Annotated in this window: 13 protein-coding genes and 3 tRNA genes; 7 read left to right on the top strand and 9 right to left on the bottom strand. The window is 62.0% G+C overall.

All coding sequences use genetic code 11. The features are described 5' to 3' along the window. The first annotated feature begins 448 nt into the window (after nt 1-448). The 5 genes from QD228_RS13895 to QD228_RS13875 all read left to right on the top strand — a co-directional run bounded on the left by QD228_RS13895 (nt 449) and on the right by QD228_RS13875 (nt 5,001). Nucleotides 449-1,492, top strand: a complete 1,044-nt coding sequence (locus QD228_RS13895; RefSeq protein WP_279875902.1) for a methionine ABC transporter ATP-binding protein — start codon at nt 449-451, stop codon at nt 1,490-1,492. Then, on the top strand, nt 1,473-2,126 hold the full coding sequence (locus QD228_RS13890) for a methionine ABC transporter permease (RefSeq protein WP_077374591.1): 654 nt from the start codon (nt 1,473-1,475) through the stop codon (nt 2,124-2,126). The genes QD228_RS13895 and QD228_RS13890 overlap by 20 nt, the downstream gene beginning before the upstream one ends. Nucleotides 2,127-2,286: 160 nt before the next feature. Then, nucleotides 2,287-3,105: a MetQ/NlpA family ABC transporter substrate-binding protein gene (locus tag QD228_RS13885; protein ID WP_077375588.1), complete on the top strand. Its 819-nt coding sequence runs from the start codon at nt 2,287-2,289 to the stop codon at nt 3,103-3,105. Between the two features lie 204 nt (nt 3,106-3,309). Continuing rightward, entirely contained in the window at nt 3,310-3,798 is a 489-nt protein-coding gene (locus QD228_RS13880) for a GAF domain-containing protein (RefSeq protein ID WP_279875901.1), read from the top strand. 171 nt (nt 3,799-3,969) lie between these two features. Further along, complete coding sequence (locus tag QD228_RS13875; protein ID WP_279875900.1) at nt 3,970-5,001, top strand: alpha/beta hydrolase; 1,032 nt, start codon at nt 3,970-3,972, stop codon at nt 4,999-5,001. Nucleotides 5,002-5,091: 90 nt separating this feature from the next. Here the strand turns inward: QD228_RS13875 and QD228_RS13870 are convergent. From QD228_RS13870 to glpT, 7 genes are all read right to left on the bottom strand, one after another. Next, a tRNA-Val gene (locus tag QD228_RS13870) sits at nt 5,092-5,168 on the bottom strand. Nucleotides 5,169-5,208: 40 nt separating this feature from the next. Further along, nucleotides 5,209-5,285, bottom strand: a tRNA-Val gene (locus QD228_RS13865). Nucleotides 5,286-5,322: 37 nt separating this feature from the next. Further along, a tRNA-Val gene (locus tag QD228_RS13860) sits at nt 5,323-5,399 on the bottom strand. Between the two features lie 302 nt (nt 5,400-5,701). Further along, entirely contained in the window at nt 5,702-6,424 is a 723-nt protein-coding gene (locus QD228_RS13855) for an MIP/aquaporin family protein (protein ID WP_084208139.1), read from the bottom strand. Between the two features lie 198 nt (nt 6,425-6,622). Then, nucleotides 6,623-7,345: an MIP/aquaporin family protein gene (locus tag QD228_RS13850; protein WP_191237481.1), complete on the bottom strand. Its 723-nt coding sequence runs from the start codon at nt 7,343-7,345 to the stop codon at nt 6,623-6,625. A gap of 1 nt (nt 7,346) precedes the next feature. After that, nucleotides 7,347-8,840 (bottom strand): glycerol kinase GlpK, encoded by a 1,494-nt coding sequence (glpK, locus tag QD228_RS13845; RefSeq protein ID WP_279875899.1) that lies wholly within the window; start codon nt 8,838-8,840, stop codon nt 7,347-7,349. 88 nt (nt 8,841-8,928) lie between these two features. Further along, nucleotides 8,929-10,272 carry a glycerol-3-phosphate transporter gene (gene glpT, locus QD228_RS13840; protein ID WP_077374603.1) on the bottom strand — a complete coding sequence of 448 codons (1,344 nt, stop codon included), beginning with the start codon at nt 10,270-10,272 and terminating at the stop codon, nt 8,929-8,931. A gap of 419 nt (nt 10,273-10,691) precedes the next feature. Here glpT and QD228_RS13835 point away from each other — a divergent pair, with 419 nt between their 5' ends. Beyond that, complete coding sequence (locus QD228_RS13835) at nt 10,692-11,474, top strand: DeoR/GlpR family transcriptional regulator (RefSeq protein WP_084208138.1); 783 nt, start codon at nt 10,692-10,694, stop codon at nt 11,472-11,474. A 57-nt stretch (nt 11,475-11,531) separates the two neighbouring features. On the opposite strand, the gene QD228_RS13830 is transcribed toward QD228_RS13835, so the two are convergent. Further along, nucleotides 11,532-11,936, bottom strand: a complete 405-nt coding sequence (locus QD228_RS13830; protein ID WP_279875898.1) for a hypothetical protein — start codon at nt 11,934-11,936, stop codon at nt 11,532-11,534. 97 nt (nt 11,937-12,033) lie between these two features. Here QD228_RS13830 and glpD point away from each other — a divergent pair, with 97 nt between their 5' ends. Beyond that, nucleotides 12,034-13,536: a glycerol-3-phosphate dehydrogenase gene (glpD, locus tag QD228_RS13825; RefSeq protein WP_271302251.1), complete on the top strand. Its 1,503-nt coding sequence runs from the start codon at nt 12,034-12,036 to the stop codon at nt 13,534-13,536. A 140-nt stretch (nt 13,537-13,676) separates the two neighbouring features. On the opposite strand, the gene QD228_RS13820 is transcribed toward glpD, so the two are convergent. Next, nucleotides 13,677-15,074, bottom strand: a complete 1,398-nt coding sequence (locus QD228_RS13820) for a class II fumarate hydratase (protein ID WP_279875897.1) — start codon at nt 15,072-15,074, stop codon at nt 13,677-13,679. Nucleotides 15,075-15,477 lie beyond the last annotated feature (403 nt).

Here is a 15,477-nt window from a genome sequence, read left to right as displayed (position 1 = left end):
AGAAGATGAGCAGGCCTGCTGTCAAGGGTTGGCCTTGCGCCACGGGGCTGGCAAGGCGTCCTGCGTGTAAGACATCTCTGACAGCGAGTATCGGCAAATTGCCATATCGAACGACAGTTCGAATAAACCGTCAACGCCAGACCAAAGTCGTTGACACCCCGAGGGTGACTGATAGAATGCGCCTCAAATCTGTTTGGCGCCGATTTGTACCCGGATTGCGGGCGCCCACTTCGAGAGTCTGTCTCCCGGGGTGCAAGTTCTGCTAAAAGGGTGTGTCCAGCGTTGATGGCCACCCATCTTGGGTGGTCTTTTTTTCCTCTCTGGATCACTCTCCTCTTGCCAGGCGTGCCTTGCCCTTCTCGGCGCAGTGCACGACACACGCAGAACAGGCGGCTTGCCGCAGACCTTCGCCCGCATTCCGGTTGGTGCCTTAACCATTCGGACCCCCATGATCACACTCAAGAACGTCTCCAAGACTTACGGCAGTGGTGACAAGGCCGTGGTCGCGCTCAAGGATGCCAGTCTCACGGTTCCCCAGGGCGCCATTACCGGTGTCATCGGCCTGTCCGGTGCCGGAAAATCGACCCTGATTCGCTGCGTCAATCTGCTCGAACGCCCCACCGAGGGCAGTGTCGTGGTCGATGGTCAGGAGCTGACCGCACTCGACGAAAGCGCCCTGCGTCGTGCTCGCCACCAGATCGGCATGATCTTCCAGCACTTCAACCTGCTGTCCTCGCGCACCGTCTTCGCCAACGTGGCCTTGCCGCTGGAACTGGCCGGAATCTCCAAGGCCGAGATCAGCCAGCGCGTCGAGCCACTGCTGGAACTGACCGGCCTGAGCGACAAGGCAAGCCAGTATCCTGCCCAGCTGTCCGGCGGACAGAAGCAGCGCGTCGCCATCGCTCGCGCACTCGCCAGCCGCCCCAAGGTGCTGCTGTGCGATGAAGCCACCTCGGCGCTCGATCCCCAGACCACTGCCTCCATTCTCGAGCTGCTCAAGGACATCAATGCCAAGCTGGGCCTGACCATCCTGCTGATCACCCATGAAATGGAAGTGGTCAAGAGCATCTGTGATCAGGTCGCATTGATCAGCGGCGGCGAGCTGGTGGAAGTGGCAGCGGTCGGCGACTTCTTCACCGCCCCGCAGACCCGCCTGGGCCGCGAATTCCTCAATGAATTCCTGGAACTCGAACCACCGCGCGCACTGGTCGAGCGCCTGGAGGCGACTCCCGGCCCGCACACCCATCCGGTGGTCCGTCTGGCCTTCAGTGGCGACGCCGTCTCCACGCCGCTGATCTCGCGCCTTGCGCGTGAGTGTCAGGTGGACGTCAGCATCCTGCAGGCCAAGGTGGAATCCATTCAGGACCGCACCCTGGGCCTGATGATCGCCGAACTGATGGGCGACAGCGCCCAGACCCAGCAGGCGCTGGACTATCTCGAATCCCACGACCTGAAAGTGGAGGTGCTCGGCCATGTCACCCGCACTGCTTGAACTCGTCCTGTCCTCCACCCTCGAGACCCTCTACATGGTCGCGGTGGCAGGCCTGATCTCCGCGGCACTCGGCATTCCGCTGGGCGTGGCACTCTACACCTCGCGCCCGGGCCAGATTCTCGCGCGCCCGGTGCTCAACAGCGTGCTGAGCATCATCACCAACATCGGCCGCTCGGTGCCCTTCATCATTTTGATGGTGGCGATCATCCCGCTGACGCGCCTGATCGCCGGCAGCTCGATCGGCACCAATGCCGCCATCGTGCCGCTGACCATCGCCTCGATTCCCTTCGTCGCCCGTCTGATCGAAGGCGCCTTGAATGAAGTCGGCCCGGGGCTGGTCGAAGCCGCTCAGGCCATGGGTGCCACGCCGATGCAGATCATCACCAAGGTCCTGCTGCCGGAAGCACGCGGCGGCATCATCAATGGTCTGACCATCACCGTGGTCACCTTGATCAGCTATTCCGCCATGGCCGGTACCGTCGGTGGCGGCGGCCTGGGGGATCTCGGCATCCGCTACGGCTACAACCGCTTCGACCCGATGGTGATGCTGGTGACCGTGGTCATCCTCGTCGTCATGGTGCAGGGCTTCCAGAGCCTGGGCGACCATCTGGTGCGCAAGTCGAACCACAAGTAAGCCTCGCTCCATGAGCGGCGACTGATCCACCAGTGGCGTTCGATCTACAAATCACACGGCTTTCGGTATCGTGACGGCTCATCACAATGAGCCGTCACTCATAACATCCCGCGGACCCCGCCGGTCACGTCGGATCACAAGGAGAACATCGATGCGCAACATGCTGACCACGCTTTCTTCCCCGCTGCGCCTTGCCGGTGCTGCCACCCTGCTCGGCGCCACCCTGCTGGCAGGCTGCGGCAACGACGCGTCCGACGAGAACACCCTCAAGATGGGTACCGTCGCAGGTCCGGAAACCGAGGTGATGAAGGTCGCAGCCGAGATCGCCAAGGAAAAGTACGACCTGAACGTCGAGATCACAGAGTTCACCGACTACGTGTCTCCCAACGCCGCTCTGGCCGATGGCTCGCTGGATGCCAACGCCTACCAGCACCAGCCGTACATGGAATCCATGGTGCGTGAGCGCGGCTACAAGTTCGCCAGCGCCGGCAAGACCTTCGTGTACCCGATCGGTGCCTATTCCGAGAAGTACGAAGACATCAGCGAACTGCCGGACGGCGCGACCATCGCACTGCCGAACGACCCGTCCAACGAAGGCCGCTCCCTGATCCTGATGCACGACCTGGGCATGATCGAGCTGACCGACAAGGACAACCTCGAAGCGACCCCGATCGACGTCGCCAAGAACCCGCATGACTACCAGTTCAAGGAAATCGAGGCTGCCCAGCTGCCGCGCATCCTGCCGGACGTCGACCTGGCCTTCATCAACAACACCTTCGCTCAGCCGGCTGGCCTGAAACCGGAAGACGCGCTGATCCGTGAAGGCGCCGAGTCCCCGTACGTCAACCTGATCGTCGTGCGCCAGGGCGATGAAGACAGCGAGAAGGTGCAGAAGCTGGTCAAGGCCTACCAGACACCGGAAGTCGAAGCCAAGGCCGAAGAGCTGTTCAAGGGCGCTGCGGTACCGGGCTGGAAATAAGCCTTCGAGCGCAAGCTGACAGCCGCATGACGCAAAGCGCCGACCCTGAGGTCGGCGCTTTTGCATCTGATTGATGAATCCCCCCATCACGTCCAGATGCCGACGCGGCGCAAGAGCGCGCGCGCAGGGCGTGCTTGAAACAGGCGACCCGCGACCGCATCCCTGCGTCACCGGCATCAACCCGCCATCCACTCAGGAGCCAACATGGCCACTCGTCCCGACTACTCACTGCTGGCCCGCCAGCTGGACGCCACGCTCGACACTCGCGACTGGCTGACCAACGCCTCCCAGACGGCTGCCTTCATCAACATGACGGTGGCGGACCTCAACTGGGCTGGCTTCTATGTGCAACGTCAGCCGCAGACCCTGCACCTGGGGCCGTTCCAGGGTCAGCCGGCCTGCCACCCGATCCCCTTCACCAAGGGCGTGTGTGGCGCCGCCGCGACCCAGCGCACCACTCAGCGCATCGCGGATGTGCATGCCTTCCCAGGCCATATCGCCTGTGACGCCGCGTCGCGCAGCGAGCTGGTCATCCCCGTTCTCATCGAGCAGAACGGCCAGCAAGTGCTGTGGGGCGTGCTGGACCTGGATAGCCCCAGCCCCGAGCGCTTCGATGAAGAGGATCAAGCCGGCATCGAACGCCTGGTCGAGATCTTCATCGCCTCCAGCGATTTCGACAGCGTGCCCGCCTGATACGCCCATCAGGTGCTGACATCATGTCCTGCCGCCCGCCATGCCTCCTGCATGGCGGGCGGTCTGCGTTGCGGCGGGTCAGGCCTTTCTTGCATAGCCCTCACACAGCCCCTTGCACAGCCCCTGGCGAGATGACACGTTAAGAGTTCTCTGACCCGACAGGAGCAGAACATGTCATCCCAGTCGCCATCACATGACGCGTCTTCCTCAGCGCCTTCCTCATCTTCATCGACCGCTCATCCTGCCCCGCATGCGCAAGGCTCTCTCCAGAATCACGATGACGCCCACGCAGGGCTCGAGCAGGTCATCGCGCATCTCGAGCGCCTCAAGGCCTTCACGGCACGTACCGGCAATGACCTGGGCGCCAAGCGCACCCTGCTGGAAGGCTACTTCGCCGCCGATGCCAGCATTCTCGACACCGGCGTGACGCCACGCCTCGAGATGCTGCCGGGAGGAAACGGCGAGCGCCTCTGTGAGGTATTGCCCGCACCAGACGGCGCACCGACACCTGCTCGCCGCCTGCTGTACGTGCATGGGGGTAGCTGGATCGCCGGCTCCCCCGCCGGCCATCGCCCGCTGGCCAGTCGTCTGGGCCGCACGGCGCGCGCCGAGACCTACACGCTGGATTATCGCCTCGCCCCTGAGGCGCCCTTCCCGGCAGGCCTGGAAGACGTATTGGCCGCATGGCACTGGCTGTGCCGCGAGTTTCCGGATGACCACCTGCTGCTGGCCGGAGACAGCGCGGGCGGCAACCTCACGCTCTCGACCCTCAACGCGCTCAAAAGCGCAGGCGAGCGACTGCCGGACGCGGTGATCGCCTTCTCGCCCGCCACTGACCTCAGCTGGGGCAGCGCCTCGCTGTCGCGCAAGGCCGAGGTAGACCCGATCCTCGACCCCAATCTGCTGCCCTTCGTGAGCATGGCCTATGTGCAGGACGGTACCGACATGAGCGATCCACGCATCTCGCCGCTGGAGGGGAATCTGTTTGACCTGCCACCGACGCTGATCCAATGCGGCGAGGCGGAAATCCTGCTCGATGACAGTCGTCGCTACGCCGCGCAGGCACAGGATTGCGGCTCGCCTGTCACGCTCAGCCTGTGGCCGGACATGCCGCATGTGTTCGTCGGCTTCGCACCACTGCTCAGCGCTGCCAACGCCGCCCTCAAGGAAGCCGGTGACTTCCTCGACACCACGCTTGCCTGACAGCACGGCCAGCGCCAGCGCTTCTCGACAGGCGTGTCTGACGCGCACACGAAAACGCCCGACTCGATGAGCCGGGCGTTTTCTGGAATCTGGTAGGACCAGGCGGATTTGAACCGCCGACCTCCACGATGTCAACGTGGCGCTCTAACCAACTGAGCTATGGTCCTGAATGAGGCTGATGGATCACTGTCACTTGAAGTTTCTGCTTGGTAGGACCAGGCGGATTTGAACCGCCGACCTCCACGATGTCAACGTGGCGCTCTAACCAACTGAGCTATGGTCCTGTATCAAGTGGCGAGATGTTGCCATCGATGCCGATGCTGGTAGGACCAGGCGGATTTGAACCGCCGACCTCCACGATGTCAACGTGGCGCTCTAACCAACTGAGCTATGGTCCTGTGTCAGCAGCTGAATGAGGGAAGCGTTTGTGGTGCGAAGCGCTTTGCCCTGTCAGCGAGGACGTATTCTACTTATCTTCCGTTTTGATGCAACCCCCTGATGATAAAAAAATTTCTCGCCGGAGCAGCATCGCGATACTCGCCGTATGCGCCTTCTTTCAGGCGTCTCACCAGGGTCACCGATCCTCCCCCGAGAACGCGCGAGGCGGTGCCAGCCCATGCCGGCACCGCCTCACTTCTTTACGCCCTCACGTCTTCACGCCCTCAGCGCCGCGCAAGCGACATCACAAGGCAACGGGGCGTCAAAACAATACCCATCGCAGTCCCGCGGCCACAGCCGCCCCCAGCAAGGGGCCGGCGATCGGCACCCAGGCATACCCCCAGTCAGAACTGCCCTTGCCCGGAATCGGCAGAAGCCAATGCGCGACACGTGGCGCAAGATCGCGCGCCGGGTTCATCGCATTGCCGGTCGGGCCACCCAGTGACAGACCGATGGCCCACACCAGCGCCCCGATGAGATACGGCAATACTCGGTCAGTGATCAGTTCGCTGTTGACCATGCTGCCGATCGCGAAGACGAGCACCACCGTCGCGATCGCCTCACTGACGACATTCGCCAATCGGGAATCGACTGCCGGATCGGTACAGAAGACCGCACGCTTGCGCAGCGGGTCACGGGTCACCTTCCAGTGGGGGTAATACGCCGCCCACACCAGCACGGCCCCGGTGAAGCATCCCAGCATCTCCGCCAGCATCATCCTGGCCACCTCGAGCACGCTTGCATGCACGCCCAGCAGATACTTGGCGAGGGTGACCGCTGGATTGAGATCTCCGTAGGGAGAGCCTGTCGAGGTCGACACCAGCACCCCGACCATCACCGCAAAGCCCCAGCCGGCATTGATCATCAACCAGCTGGAACCGGCTCCCTTGGTCTTGCGCAGCATCGCATTGGCGACGACTCCGCCGCCCAGCAGGATCATGAGCGTGGTACCCAGAAATTCGCCCGTCATGACGTCAGTCCACATGCCAGATGACCTCCGTCACTTGTCCCCATCCACCACCCACTGTGTCTTCCAGCCCCGAGAGAGGTCGCGGCATCGCTCCCCCAGACAGGAATGTCGGCACACGGGCACAAAGACTTCGCCCCGTCGAGTGACGGGGCGAAGGAGGCGTTACATTGCCACAGCTGACGAGGTGGCTCCAGCCACTTGCGACAGAAGGGCTTACAGCAGCAGATTCCACATGCTGGCCGCGATCAATGCCCCCGCCAGCGGGCCGGCGATGGGCACCCAGGCATATCCCCACCCGGAGGCACCCTTGCCATGGATCGGCAGCAGCGAGTGCGCGATGCGAGGACCAAGATCACGCGCCGGATTGATGGCATAGCCCGTGGCGCCACCCAGCGACAGCCCGATGGCCCACACCAGCATGCCGACCAGATACGGCAGCAGGCCGGCACTGATCTTGCCGGAACCGACGATGGCGCCGATGCCGAAGATCAGCACCACGGTACCGATCACCTCACTGAGCATGTTGCCCAACCGGCACTCGACCGCGGGGTCAGTACAGAACACCGCACGCTTGAGGCCAGCATCGCCGGTACGCTTCCAATGCGGCAGATAGGCCAGCCACACCATCACCGCACCGGCGAAGCAGCCCAGCATCTGGGCGATGACATGACGCACCACATCGATGAGGGTGGCATGCACCCCGAGCAGGTACTTGGCGAGGGTCACCGCCGGATTGAGGTCCGCCTGGGGCGAGCCGGTGGAAACGGCCACGAACACCCCGATCATCACCGCAAATCCCCAGCCGGTGGTGATCACGATCCACCCGGAGCCGTTGCCCTTGGTATCCGCGAGTACCACGTTGGCGACCACACCGCCGCCGAAGAGGATCAGGAACAGGCAACCGAGAAACTCGCCCGTCATGACGTCAGTCCACATGTCAGTGACCTCCGTCGCTCTTCACCCGTTCGACGGCTTCCAGCCAACCGGCATAGAGGCGCTCACGTTGCTCTTCCGCCATCTCCGGCGCGAAGGTGCGCTCGCAGTGCCACAGCTCGCTGATCTCCTCCAGGCTTTCATACCAACCGATATGCAGGCCGGCCAGATACGCCACACCCAGCGCCGTGGTTTCCAGCACGCGCGGGCGATCCACCTTCACGCCCAGCATGTCGGAGAGGAACTGCATCACCCAGTTGTTGCTGACCATGCCGCCATCCACGCGCAGATTCGCGCAATTGATGGTGACGTCATCCAGCATGCACTCCTGCAGATCTCGGGTCTGATAGCACACCGATTGCAGGCCGGCCGCGACGATGTCGGTGATGCCGGTACCTCGGGTCAGCCCCAGGATCGCGCCGCGTGCCTGCGGGTCCCAGTGTGGCGCTCCCAGGCCGGTGAAGGCCGGCACCATGTAGACGCCGTGATCGGCGCTGGCCGCACGTGCCAGCGGCTCGGTCTCGGAGGCATCGGAGAACAGCTTCAGGCCATCACGCAGCCACTGCACGGTGGCGCCGGCCACGAAGATGCTGCCTTCCATGGCGAAGGTCGGCTTGCCGTTGAGGCGATAACCGACGGTGGTGAGCAGACGGTTCCTGGACAGCTCCATCTTCTCGCCGGTGTTCATGATCATGAAGCAGCCCGTGCCATAGGTGCTCTTGCTCATGCCCGGCGTGAAACAGGCCTGCCCGACCAGCGCCGCCTGCTGATCGCCCGCCACGCCACGGATCGGCATTGCCGCCCCGAACAGCTGCGGATCGGTGGTGCCGAAATCATCACTGGAATCCAGCACTTCCGGCAGCAGGCATTCCGGGATGCCGAACAGCGCCAGCAGCTCACTGTCCCAGCATTGATCAACGATGTTGAACAGGCAGGTGCGCGAGGCGTTGGTGGCATCGGTCACGTGACGGGCCCCACCGGTCAGCTTCCAGATCAGATAGCTGTCGACGGTTCCGAAGGCCAGTTCGCCCTTCTCGGCGCGCGCACGCACGCCTTCGACATTCTCGAGAATCCAGCGCAGCTTGGTCGCGGAGAAGTACGGGTCGATCAGCAGGCCGGTCTTGCGCTGAATGATCTCGCCATGGCCGGCATCGGAAAGCTCACGGCAGTACTCGTGGGTCCGGCGGTCCTGCCAGACGATGGCGTTGTAGACCGGCACGCCGGTCTTGCGGTCCCAGACGATCGTGGTCTCACGCTGGTTGGTGATCCCGATGGCCGCAACCTGCTCAGCGCCGATATTGGTATTGATCAGCGCCTGATGCACGGTGCGCTTCACCGATCCCCAGATATCATCGACGTGATGCTCGACCCAGCCGCTGTTCGGAAAGTGTTGCGCAAATTCTTCTTGTGCCAGTCCGGTCACCGCGCCTTCACGATCGAAGAGGATGGCGCGCGAGCTGGTGGTTCCCTGGTCAATGGACAGAATGTGGTTGGTCATCGTCAATATCTCCCGGTAGTCCGTTACAAGATGGCCCGCCCATGCCACGTTCAGCGGGCCATTTGAATGATCATGTTTCCGCTGGGAATCAGCTGGCGGTGCGTGCCGACATGCGAGCGCTCTCGAAGATCGTCAATGACAACAGGACGACCGCCATCACGCACGAGCCAATCAACAACATGAAACCACCATCCCATCCATAGGCATCTACCGTATAGCCTACCAAGGCACTGGCAGCGACAGAGCCGCCCAGGTAACCGAACAGGCCGGTGAAGCCAGCCGCGGTCCCTGCCGCCTTCTTGGGTACCAGCTCAAGCGCCTGCAGACCGATCAGCATGACCGGGCCATAGATCAGGAAGCCGATGGCGACCAGACACAGCATGTCGATTCCCGGATTACCGGCAGGATTCAACCAATAAACAGTGGTGAAGACGGCGACCAGCGCCATGAAGCACACCCCTGTCGCACCGCGGTTGCCCCGGAACAGCTTGTCGGACAACCAACCACACAGCAGCGTGCCGGGGATACCGGCCCACTCATACAGGAAATACGCCCAGGAGGACTTGTCGACGCTGAAGCTCTTGGCTTCCTGCAGGTAGGTCGGCGCCCAGTCGAGGACCCCGTAACGCAGCAGATACACGAAGACATTCGCCAGCGCGATGTACCAGAGCATGCGATTCTTGAACACGTACTTGACCAGGATCTCCCGCGTGGAGAATTCCTGTTCGTGGCTTTCATCGTATCCCGGCGGGTAGTCATTCTTGTGCTTCTCGATGGGAGGCAAGCCACAGCTCTGCGGCGTGTCTCGCATGGTCAGCAGGGCGAAGATCGCCACGAAGACGGCCAGCGCGGCAGGCACATAGAACGCGGACTGCCAGTCGTTGAACCAGGCCATGCCAAGAATGAACAGCGGACCGACAAGACCGCCGCCGACGTTATGGGCCACGTTCCACACCGAGACGATCTGGCCACGCTCACTCTGTGACCACCAGTGCACCATGGTGCGACCGCAGGGCGGCCATCCCATGCCCTGCACCCACCCATTGAGGAACAGCAGCACGAACATGATGCCGATGCTGGAGGTTGCCCAGTCAGTGAAACCGAACAGGAACATGATGCCGGCAGACATCAGAAGACCGGCAGGAAGGAAGTAGCGCGGGTTGGAGCGGTCAGAGACAGCCCCCATCACGAACTTGGAGATACCATAGGCGATCGACACGCCGGCAAAGGCCAGACCAAGATCACCACGGGAATAGCCCTGCTCCACCAGGGAAGGCATGGCCAGGGAGAAGTTCTTGCGTACCAGATAGTAGCCGGCATAGCCTAGAAAGATACCGAGAAAGATCTGCCATCTCAGTCGCTTATAGGTGTCGTCTACCTTGGCGTCGTGAAGCGGTGTGGCGTGCACCGCGGATTTGAATAAACCGTACATTCTGCTGCTCGCTCCTGATTTTACGACACCGACCTCTACACGGGCATAGCGACGCCTTGACAGACGCGCTTGGTGTTCGAATGCGAAAGTACAGGCTTCACATCGGTGTCACAATGCGAAAAGCACCGATATTCGCTAGACCTTTGTCTACACGAGCATGACAATCCTTGCTATTCAGTAAGTTATGCATGATTTCGTATAACTTCAACGGCTTGCGCCCACCAGGTCAATCAGTGCAACCACTGGCGTCACCGCGAGCATGTATCAAAAAGAACATCAAACGAACATTCTGGATGGCACACTGCCCCGCCTCACCATCACGGGGCACCTGGTCGAGCAGCAACCGCACGCAGGATCACGTTGCCTGCGCGACGGTTCAGAGCAGACGTCTTTTCACCGGACATGAGCAAGAGGACAGGATGATGCAGTCCAAGCGCCACCGCGCCATCGTCGAACTGATCACGCGTCAGGGCTATGCCTCCATCGAGCAGCTGGCGAGTCACTTCAAGGTCACGCCGCAGACCATTCGCCGTGACCTCAACCAGCTCTCGGAAGCCGGTGCCCTAAAGCGTGTCCATGGGGGGGCGGGACTTGAATCCAGCACGGTGAATACGGCCTACAGCACGCGCAAGACCCTGAACCTGGAAGCCAAGCGACGCATCGCTCGCACCCTGGCCAACGAGATACCGGATCACGCCTCGCTGTTCATCAACATCGGCACCAGCAATGAGATGGTCGCCGAGGCGCTGTGTGATCATCACGGACTGGAAGTCATCACCAACAACCTCAACGTGGCAGCCATTCTCCAGCACAAGGAGGATTTCAATGTCATCGTCGCCGGTGGCATGGTGCGCTCCCGCGATGGCGGCATCATCGGCGAGGCCACCATCGACTTCATCAATCAGTTCAAGGTGGATTACGGCATCATCGGCATCAGCGGCATCGATGAAGATGGCTCGCTGCTGGAGTTCGACTATCAGGAAGTGCGTGTCGCCCAGGCGATCATCCACAACTCGCGCCAGGTATTCCTGATCGCGGATCACTCCAAGTTCCAGCGCAATGCCGTGGTGCGTCAGGGCAACCTGAGCCAGCTGGATGCGCTGTTCACGGATATCCAGCCTCCGGAAAACATTCTGAGACTGATGCACCAGCATGAAGTGGCCTTGCATGTTGCGGTATCCGACGAGGCCGGGAACGCCTGATCCACGGCGCAGAGCGCCCAGCCACGCGGAACGCCTGTCGTCTCGCCATCCCCTTCCTCATCGTTGAGTCATTTCCCACGTCAAGCCGTGCGTCATGCCGTGGCGTGGGTCGCCGCTCTTCTTCTCTTCTTCTCTTCTTCTCTTCTTCTCTTCTTCTCTTCTTCTAGCCTCCTCCTCGGCTCTCTTCTCATCCTCCTGCTCAGCAAGCTCCCCTTGCATCGGGCATCTCGCCTTGCAGTGCGCCGGCAGGCTGTAGAAAACTCCGTCGGCCAGTGCCCCGAGCGCATGGGCGAAGAGGCAGATCTTCATCCGACTGTCATATCCCGCCTCGACACTGTGAAAAATGTTCAGGCTGGACAACAGGTTGAACATGGTGCAATGCCGGGTCGCTTGTTCGAGCCCATTATGCGCACTTTCGAAAATCGAGATGCCACAAGAATCACCTTGATGTTCGACTTTCACTAAGCTATGTTCACTTTCGAAACTTATCACGCGCACCGAACCGGTGCCGCCCCATCTCGATCTCCCCGGTAGCGCCGGGCACGTGCAGGAGCAGCCCATGTCCCGCGACAACGACGCACTTATCGACCTCTTCATCATCGGCGGTGGCATCAATGGTGCCGGTATCGCCAATGACGCCAGCGGGCGCGGCCTGAGCGTGGCACTGTGCGAGCAGAATGATCTGGCCAGCGCCACCTCTTCCGCCAGCAGCAAGCTGATCCATGGCGGCCTGCGCTACCTGGAACACTACGAGTTCCGGCTGGTACGTGAAGCCCTGCAGGAGCGTGAAGTGCTGCTCAAGAAGGCACCGCACATCATCTGGCCCCTGCGCTTCATCCTGCCGCACCAGCCACATCTGCGTCCGGCCTGGATGATCCGCGCCGGCCTGTTCCTGTATGACCACATCGGCAAGCGAGAGACCCTGCCAGCCTCCAAGGGGCTCAAGTTCGGTGAGCAGAGCCCCTTGGTCAGCGAGATCACCCAGGGCTTCGAATATTCCGACTGCTGGGTGGATGATGCGCGTCTGGTCATCACCAACGCGCTTCAGGCTCAGGAGCAAGGCGCGGAGATCATGACGCGCACTCGCTGCGTCGGGGCACGCGACGTGAACGGGCATTGGGAGCTGACGCTGGAGAACATCGACAGCGGTGAGACCTTCACCCGCCACGCCCGCACATTGGTGAATGCCGCCGGACCGTGGGTGGAGTCCTTCATCAAGGGTGCCACCGAGCGCACGCCGCGCTACGGCATCCGCATGATCCAGGGCAGCCACCTGATCGTGCCGCGCCTCAATACCGATGATCGCGCCTTCATCCTGCAGAACAAGGACAAGCGCATCGTCTTCGTGCTGCCCTATCAGGAAGACTTCAGCCTGGTCGGCACCACGGACGTGCGCTACAAGGGCGACCCCTCCGAGGTGGCCTGCTCCAGCGATGAAACCGACTACATGCTCGAGGTGGTCAACCATCACTTCAAGCGCAAGCTGAGCCGCGATGACGTCATCTCCTCCTTCTCCGGCGTACGCCCGCTGTGTGATGACGAGTCAGCCGACCCGTCAGCGATGACCCGCGACTACACCTTGCACCTGGATGACAGCGGCGCGCCGATGCTGTCCATCTTCGGTGGCAAGATCACCACCTATCGCAAGCTGGCCGAATCCGCGCTGGAAGATCTGAAGCCGCTGCTGCCCAACATGGGTGAGCCGTGGACCCACGAGAAGGCCTTGCCGGGGGGAGACATCGAGAGCCGCGCGGCCTTCACTCGCCAGCTGGTCCGCGACTTCCCGTTCCTGGGAGAGGCTCGCGCCAGACGCCTGGCTTCCAGCTATGGCAGCCTGTGCCTGCACTTCCTCGAGGGCAAGAAGAGCGAAGCCGAGCTTGGCGAAGACTTCGGTGCCGGCCTGAGCGCCGCCGAGATCGATTACCTGGTCGAGCGTGAGTGGGCACATGAGGTACAGGATGTGGTGTGGCGGCGTACCAAGCTGACCCTGCGCCTGAGCGATGAGCAGAAGGCCCGTATCGGCGAGTACCTCAAGGAACGCCTGATGGCGCACGCCGCCTGACGCTTCGCTGATTCATCTGCTCGCGACATCAGAAAGCCCGCCCTCCTGACTGGAGGGCGGGCTTTCTGTCGTTTACTCGCAGACTCTTGCGTGCTGTCTCTTGCCTGCTGACGCTTGCTGTCAGCCTTGCGGGGGCACGCTTACTGGATGCCGCCCTCGGTCAGCTTGGCCGGGTCCAGCAGACGCTCCAGCGTCTCACGGTCGAGATCCGTCTCCTCCTCGGCCACCTCGAGGATCGGCCGGCCGGCCTGATAGGCCACCTTGGCGATACGCGCGGCCTCGTTGTAACCGATCACCGGATTGAGTGCCGTGACCAGAATCGGGTTCCTGGCCAGCGGCGCTTCGATGTTGTCCTGCCGCACCGTGAAGGTGGCAATGGCCTTGTCCGCCAGCAGGCGGCTGACATTGGCGCTCAGCGTGATCGAGGACAGCAGATTGTTGGCGATCAACGGCAGCATGACATTGAGCTGGAAGTTGCCGCTCTGACCGGCGATGCCGATGGTGGCATCATTGCCCATCACCTGGGCAGCCACCTGGGCGGCGGCTTCCGGAATCACCGGATTGACCTTGCCCGGCATGATGGAGCTGCCCGGCTGCAAGGCCTCAAGCTCGATCTCGCCCAGCCCGGCCAACGGCCCGGAGTTCATCCAGCGCAGGTCATTGCTGATCTTCATCATCGCCACGGCGTAGGTCCGCAGGTGGCCGGAAAGCTCGACCGCGGAATCCTGACAAGACAGCGCCGCGAAGAAGCTGTCGGCCGGACGGAAGGCGTGCCCGGTCTGAAGCGATAGGCGCTTGGCCATGCGTTCGGCAAACTCGGGATGCGCGTTGATGCCACTGCCGACGGCCGTGCCGCCTTGGGCGAGACGCTCGAGACGCGGCAGCGACTCCTCGATGCGCTCGATGGCCTGTGCCACCTGGGATTGCCATGCCCCCAGCTCCTGGCTCAGACGAATCGGCATCGCGTCCATCAGGTGAGTGCGGCCGGTCTTGACGACATCATCGACCTCCGCCGCCTTGCTCGCGATCACGTCATGCAGATGACGCAGCGCAGGCAGCAAGGTATCGGTGACGGCAATGACCGCCGACAGGTGAATCGCCGTCGGGATGACATCGTTGCTGGACTGCCCCATGTTGACGTGGTCATTGGCGCCGACCTTGAGGTCGCTGTTCTCGCTTTCCAGCTGGGCATTGGCCAGATGCGTCAGCACTTCATTGACGTTCATGTTGGTCGAGGTGCCGGAACCGGTCTGGAAGACATCGACCGGGAACTGATCCGCATGCTCGCCATTGATGATCTGGCGCGCCGCCTTGACGATGGCGCCGGCACGCGCCTCATCCAGCAACTCGAGGTCGAGATTGACCTCTGCCGCGGCAAGCTTGATGCGCGCCACCGCCTGGATGAACGGTGCCGGCAAGGGCTGGCCGCTGACCGGGAAGTTGTCCACCGCACGCTGGGTCTGCGCCCCGTAGAGTGCACTGACCGGCACCTCGAGTTCGCCCATGCTGTCCTGTTCGCGACGGGTCTGGCTGCTCATGCAATGACTCCCTGTGATGACACCAGGCAGCGGCTCGTGTGACTGGCGCTGCCGGTAGGCGTGAATGGATTGCCCCCATGATCACGTGGGGCCTTGGGGGAATCCAATCAAGCCACTTGATGGTAGTGATTATCAATAACAATCATCAGATTTCCGCGTTGCCCTTCACGAGCCACCACTAACCTGCTGATGACAACGTGATTCTGGCATGCCAAGCGCTGTGACGAGCTCGTGGGGGTCGGTTACACTGTGCGGCGATTCGGTAGTCCGCCGCGCCCTGCCTGCGCCGGTGCGCGGCGGCATCGCTCACGACATCCTCTTCCATTCTCTGTCGACGGAATCTCCTGGCACCCGATGTCCACTTCTCTGCTGCTGATGCCCGCCATGTCTGCGACTCGCCTGC

Source organism: Cobetia sp. 3AK, from assembly GCF_029846335.1.
Taxonomy (GTDB): Bacteria; Pseudomonadota; Gammaproteobacteria; order Pseudomonadales; family Halomonadaceae; genus Cobetia; species Cobetia marina.
Note: the sequence above shows the minus strand (reverse complement) of the source record. Positions and strands in the feature narration are given on the sequence as shown.

What these genes read in the sequence shown, in the direction of transcription:
- QD228_RS13820 (WP_279875897.1), bottom strand. Translation starts at nt 15,074, where the DNA reads ATGAGCAGCCAGACCCGTCGCGAACAGGACAGCATGGGCGAACTCGAG.
- QD228_RS13855 (WP_084208139.1), bottom strand. Translation starts at nt 6,424, where the DNA reads ATGTGGACTGACGTCATGACGGGCGAATTTCTGGGTACCACGCTCATG.
- QD228_RS13850 (WP_191237481.1), bottom strand. Translation starts at nt 7,345, where the DNA reads ATGTGGACTGACGTCATGACGGGCGAGTTTCTCGGTTGCCTGTTCCTG.
- QD228_RS13890 (WP_077374591.1), top strand. Translation starts at nt 1,473, where the DNA reads ATGTCACCCGCACTGCTTGAACTCGTCCTGTCCTCCACCCTCGAGACC.
- glpD (WP_271302251.1), top strand. Translation starts at nt 12,034, where the DNA reads ATGTCCCGCGACAACGACGCACTTATCGACCTCTTCATCATCGGCGGT.
- QD228_RS13885 (WP_077375588.1), top strand. Translation starts at nt 2,287, where the DNA reads ATGCTGACCACGCTTTCTTCCCCGCTGCGCCTTGCCGGTGCTGCCACC.
- glpT (WP_077374603.1), bottom strand. Translation starts at nt 10,272, where the DNA reads ATGTACGGTTTATTCAAATCCGCGGTGCACGCCACACCGCTTCACGAC.
- QD228_RS13875 (WP_279875900.1), top strand. Translation starts at nt 3,970, where the DNA reads ATGTCATCCCAGTCGCCATCACATGACGCGTCTTCCTCAGCGCCTTCC.
- QD228_RS13895 (WP_279875902.1), top strand. Translation starts at nt 449, where the DNA reads ATGATCACACTCAAGAACGTCTCCAAGACTTACGGCAGTGGTGACAAG.
- glpK (WP_279875899.1), bottom strand. Translation starts at nt 8,840, where the DNA reads ATGACCAACCACATTCTGTCCATTGACCAGGGAACCACCAGCTCGCGC.
- QD228_RS13835 (WP_084208138.1), top strand. Translation starts at nt 10,692, where the DNA reads ATGATGCAGTCCAAGCGCCACCGCGCCATCGTCGAACTGATCACGCGT.
- QD228_RS13880 (WP_279875901.1), top strand. Translation starts at nt 3,310, where the DNA reads ATGGCCACTCGTCCCGACTACTCACTGCTGGCCCGCCAGCTGGACGCC.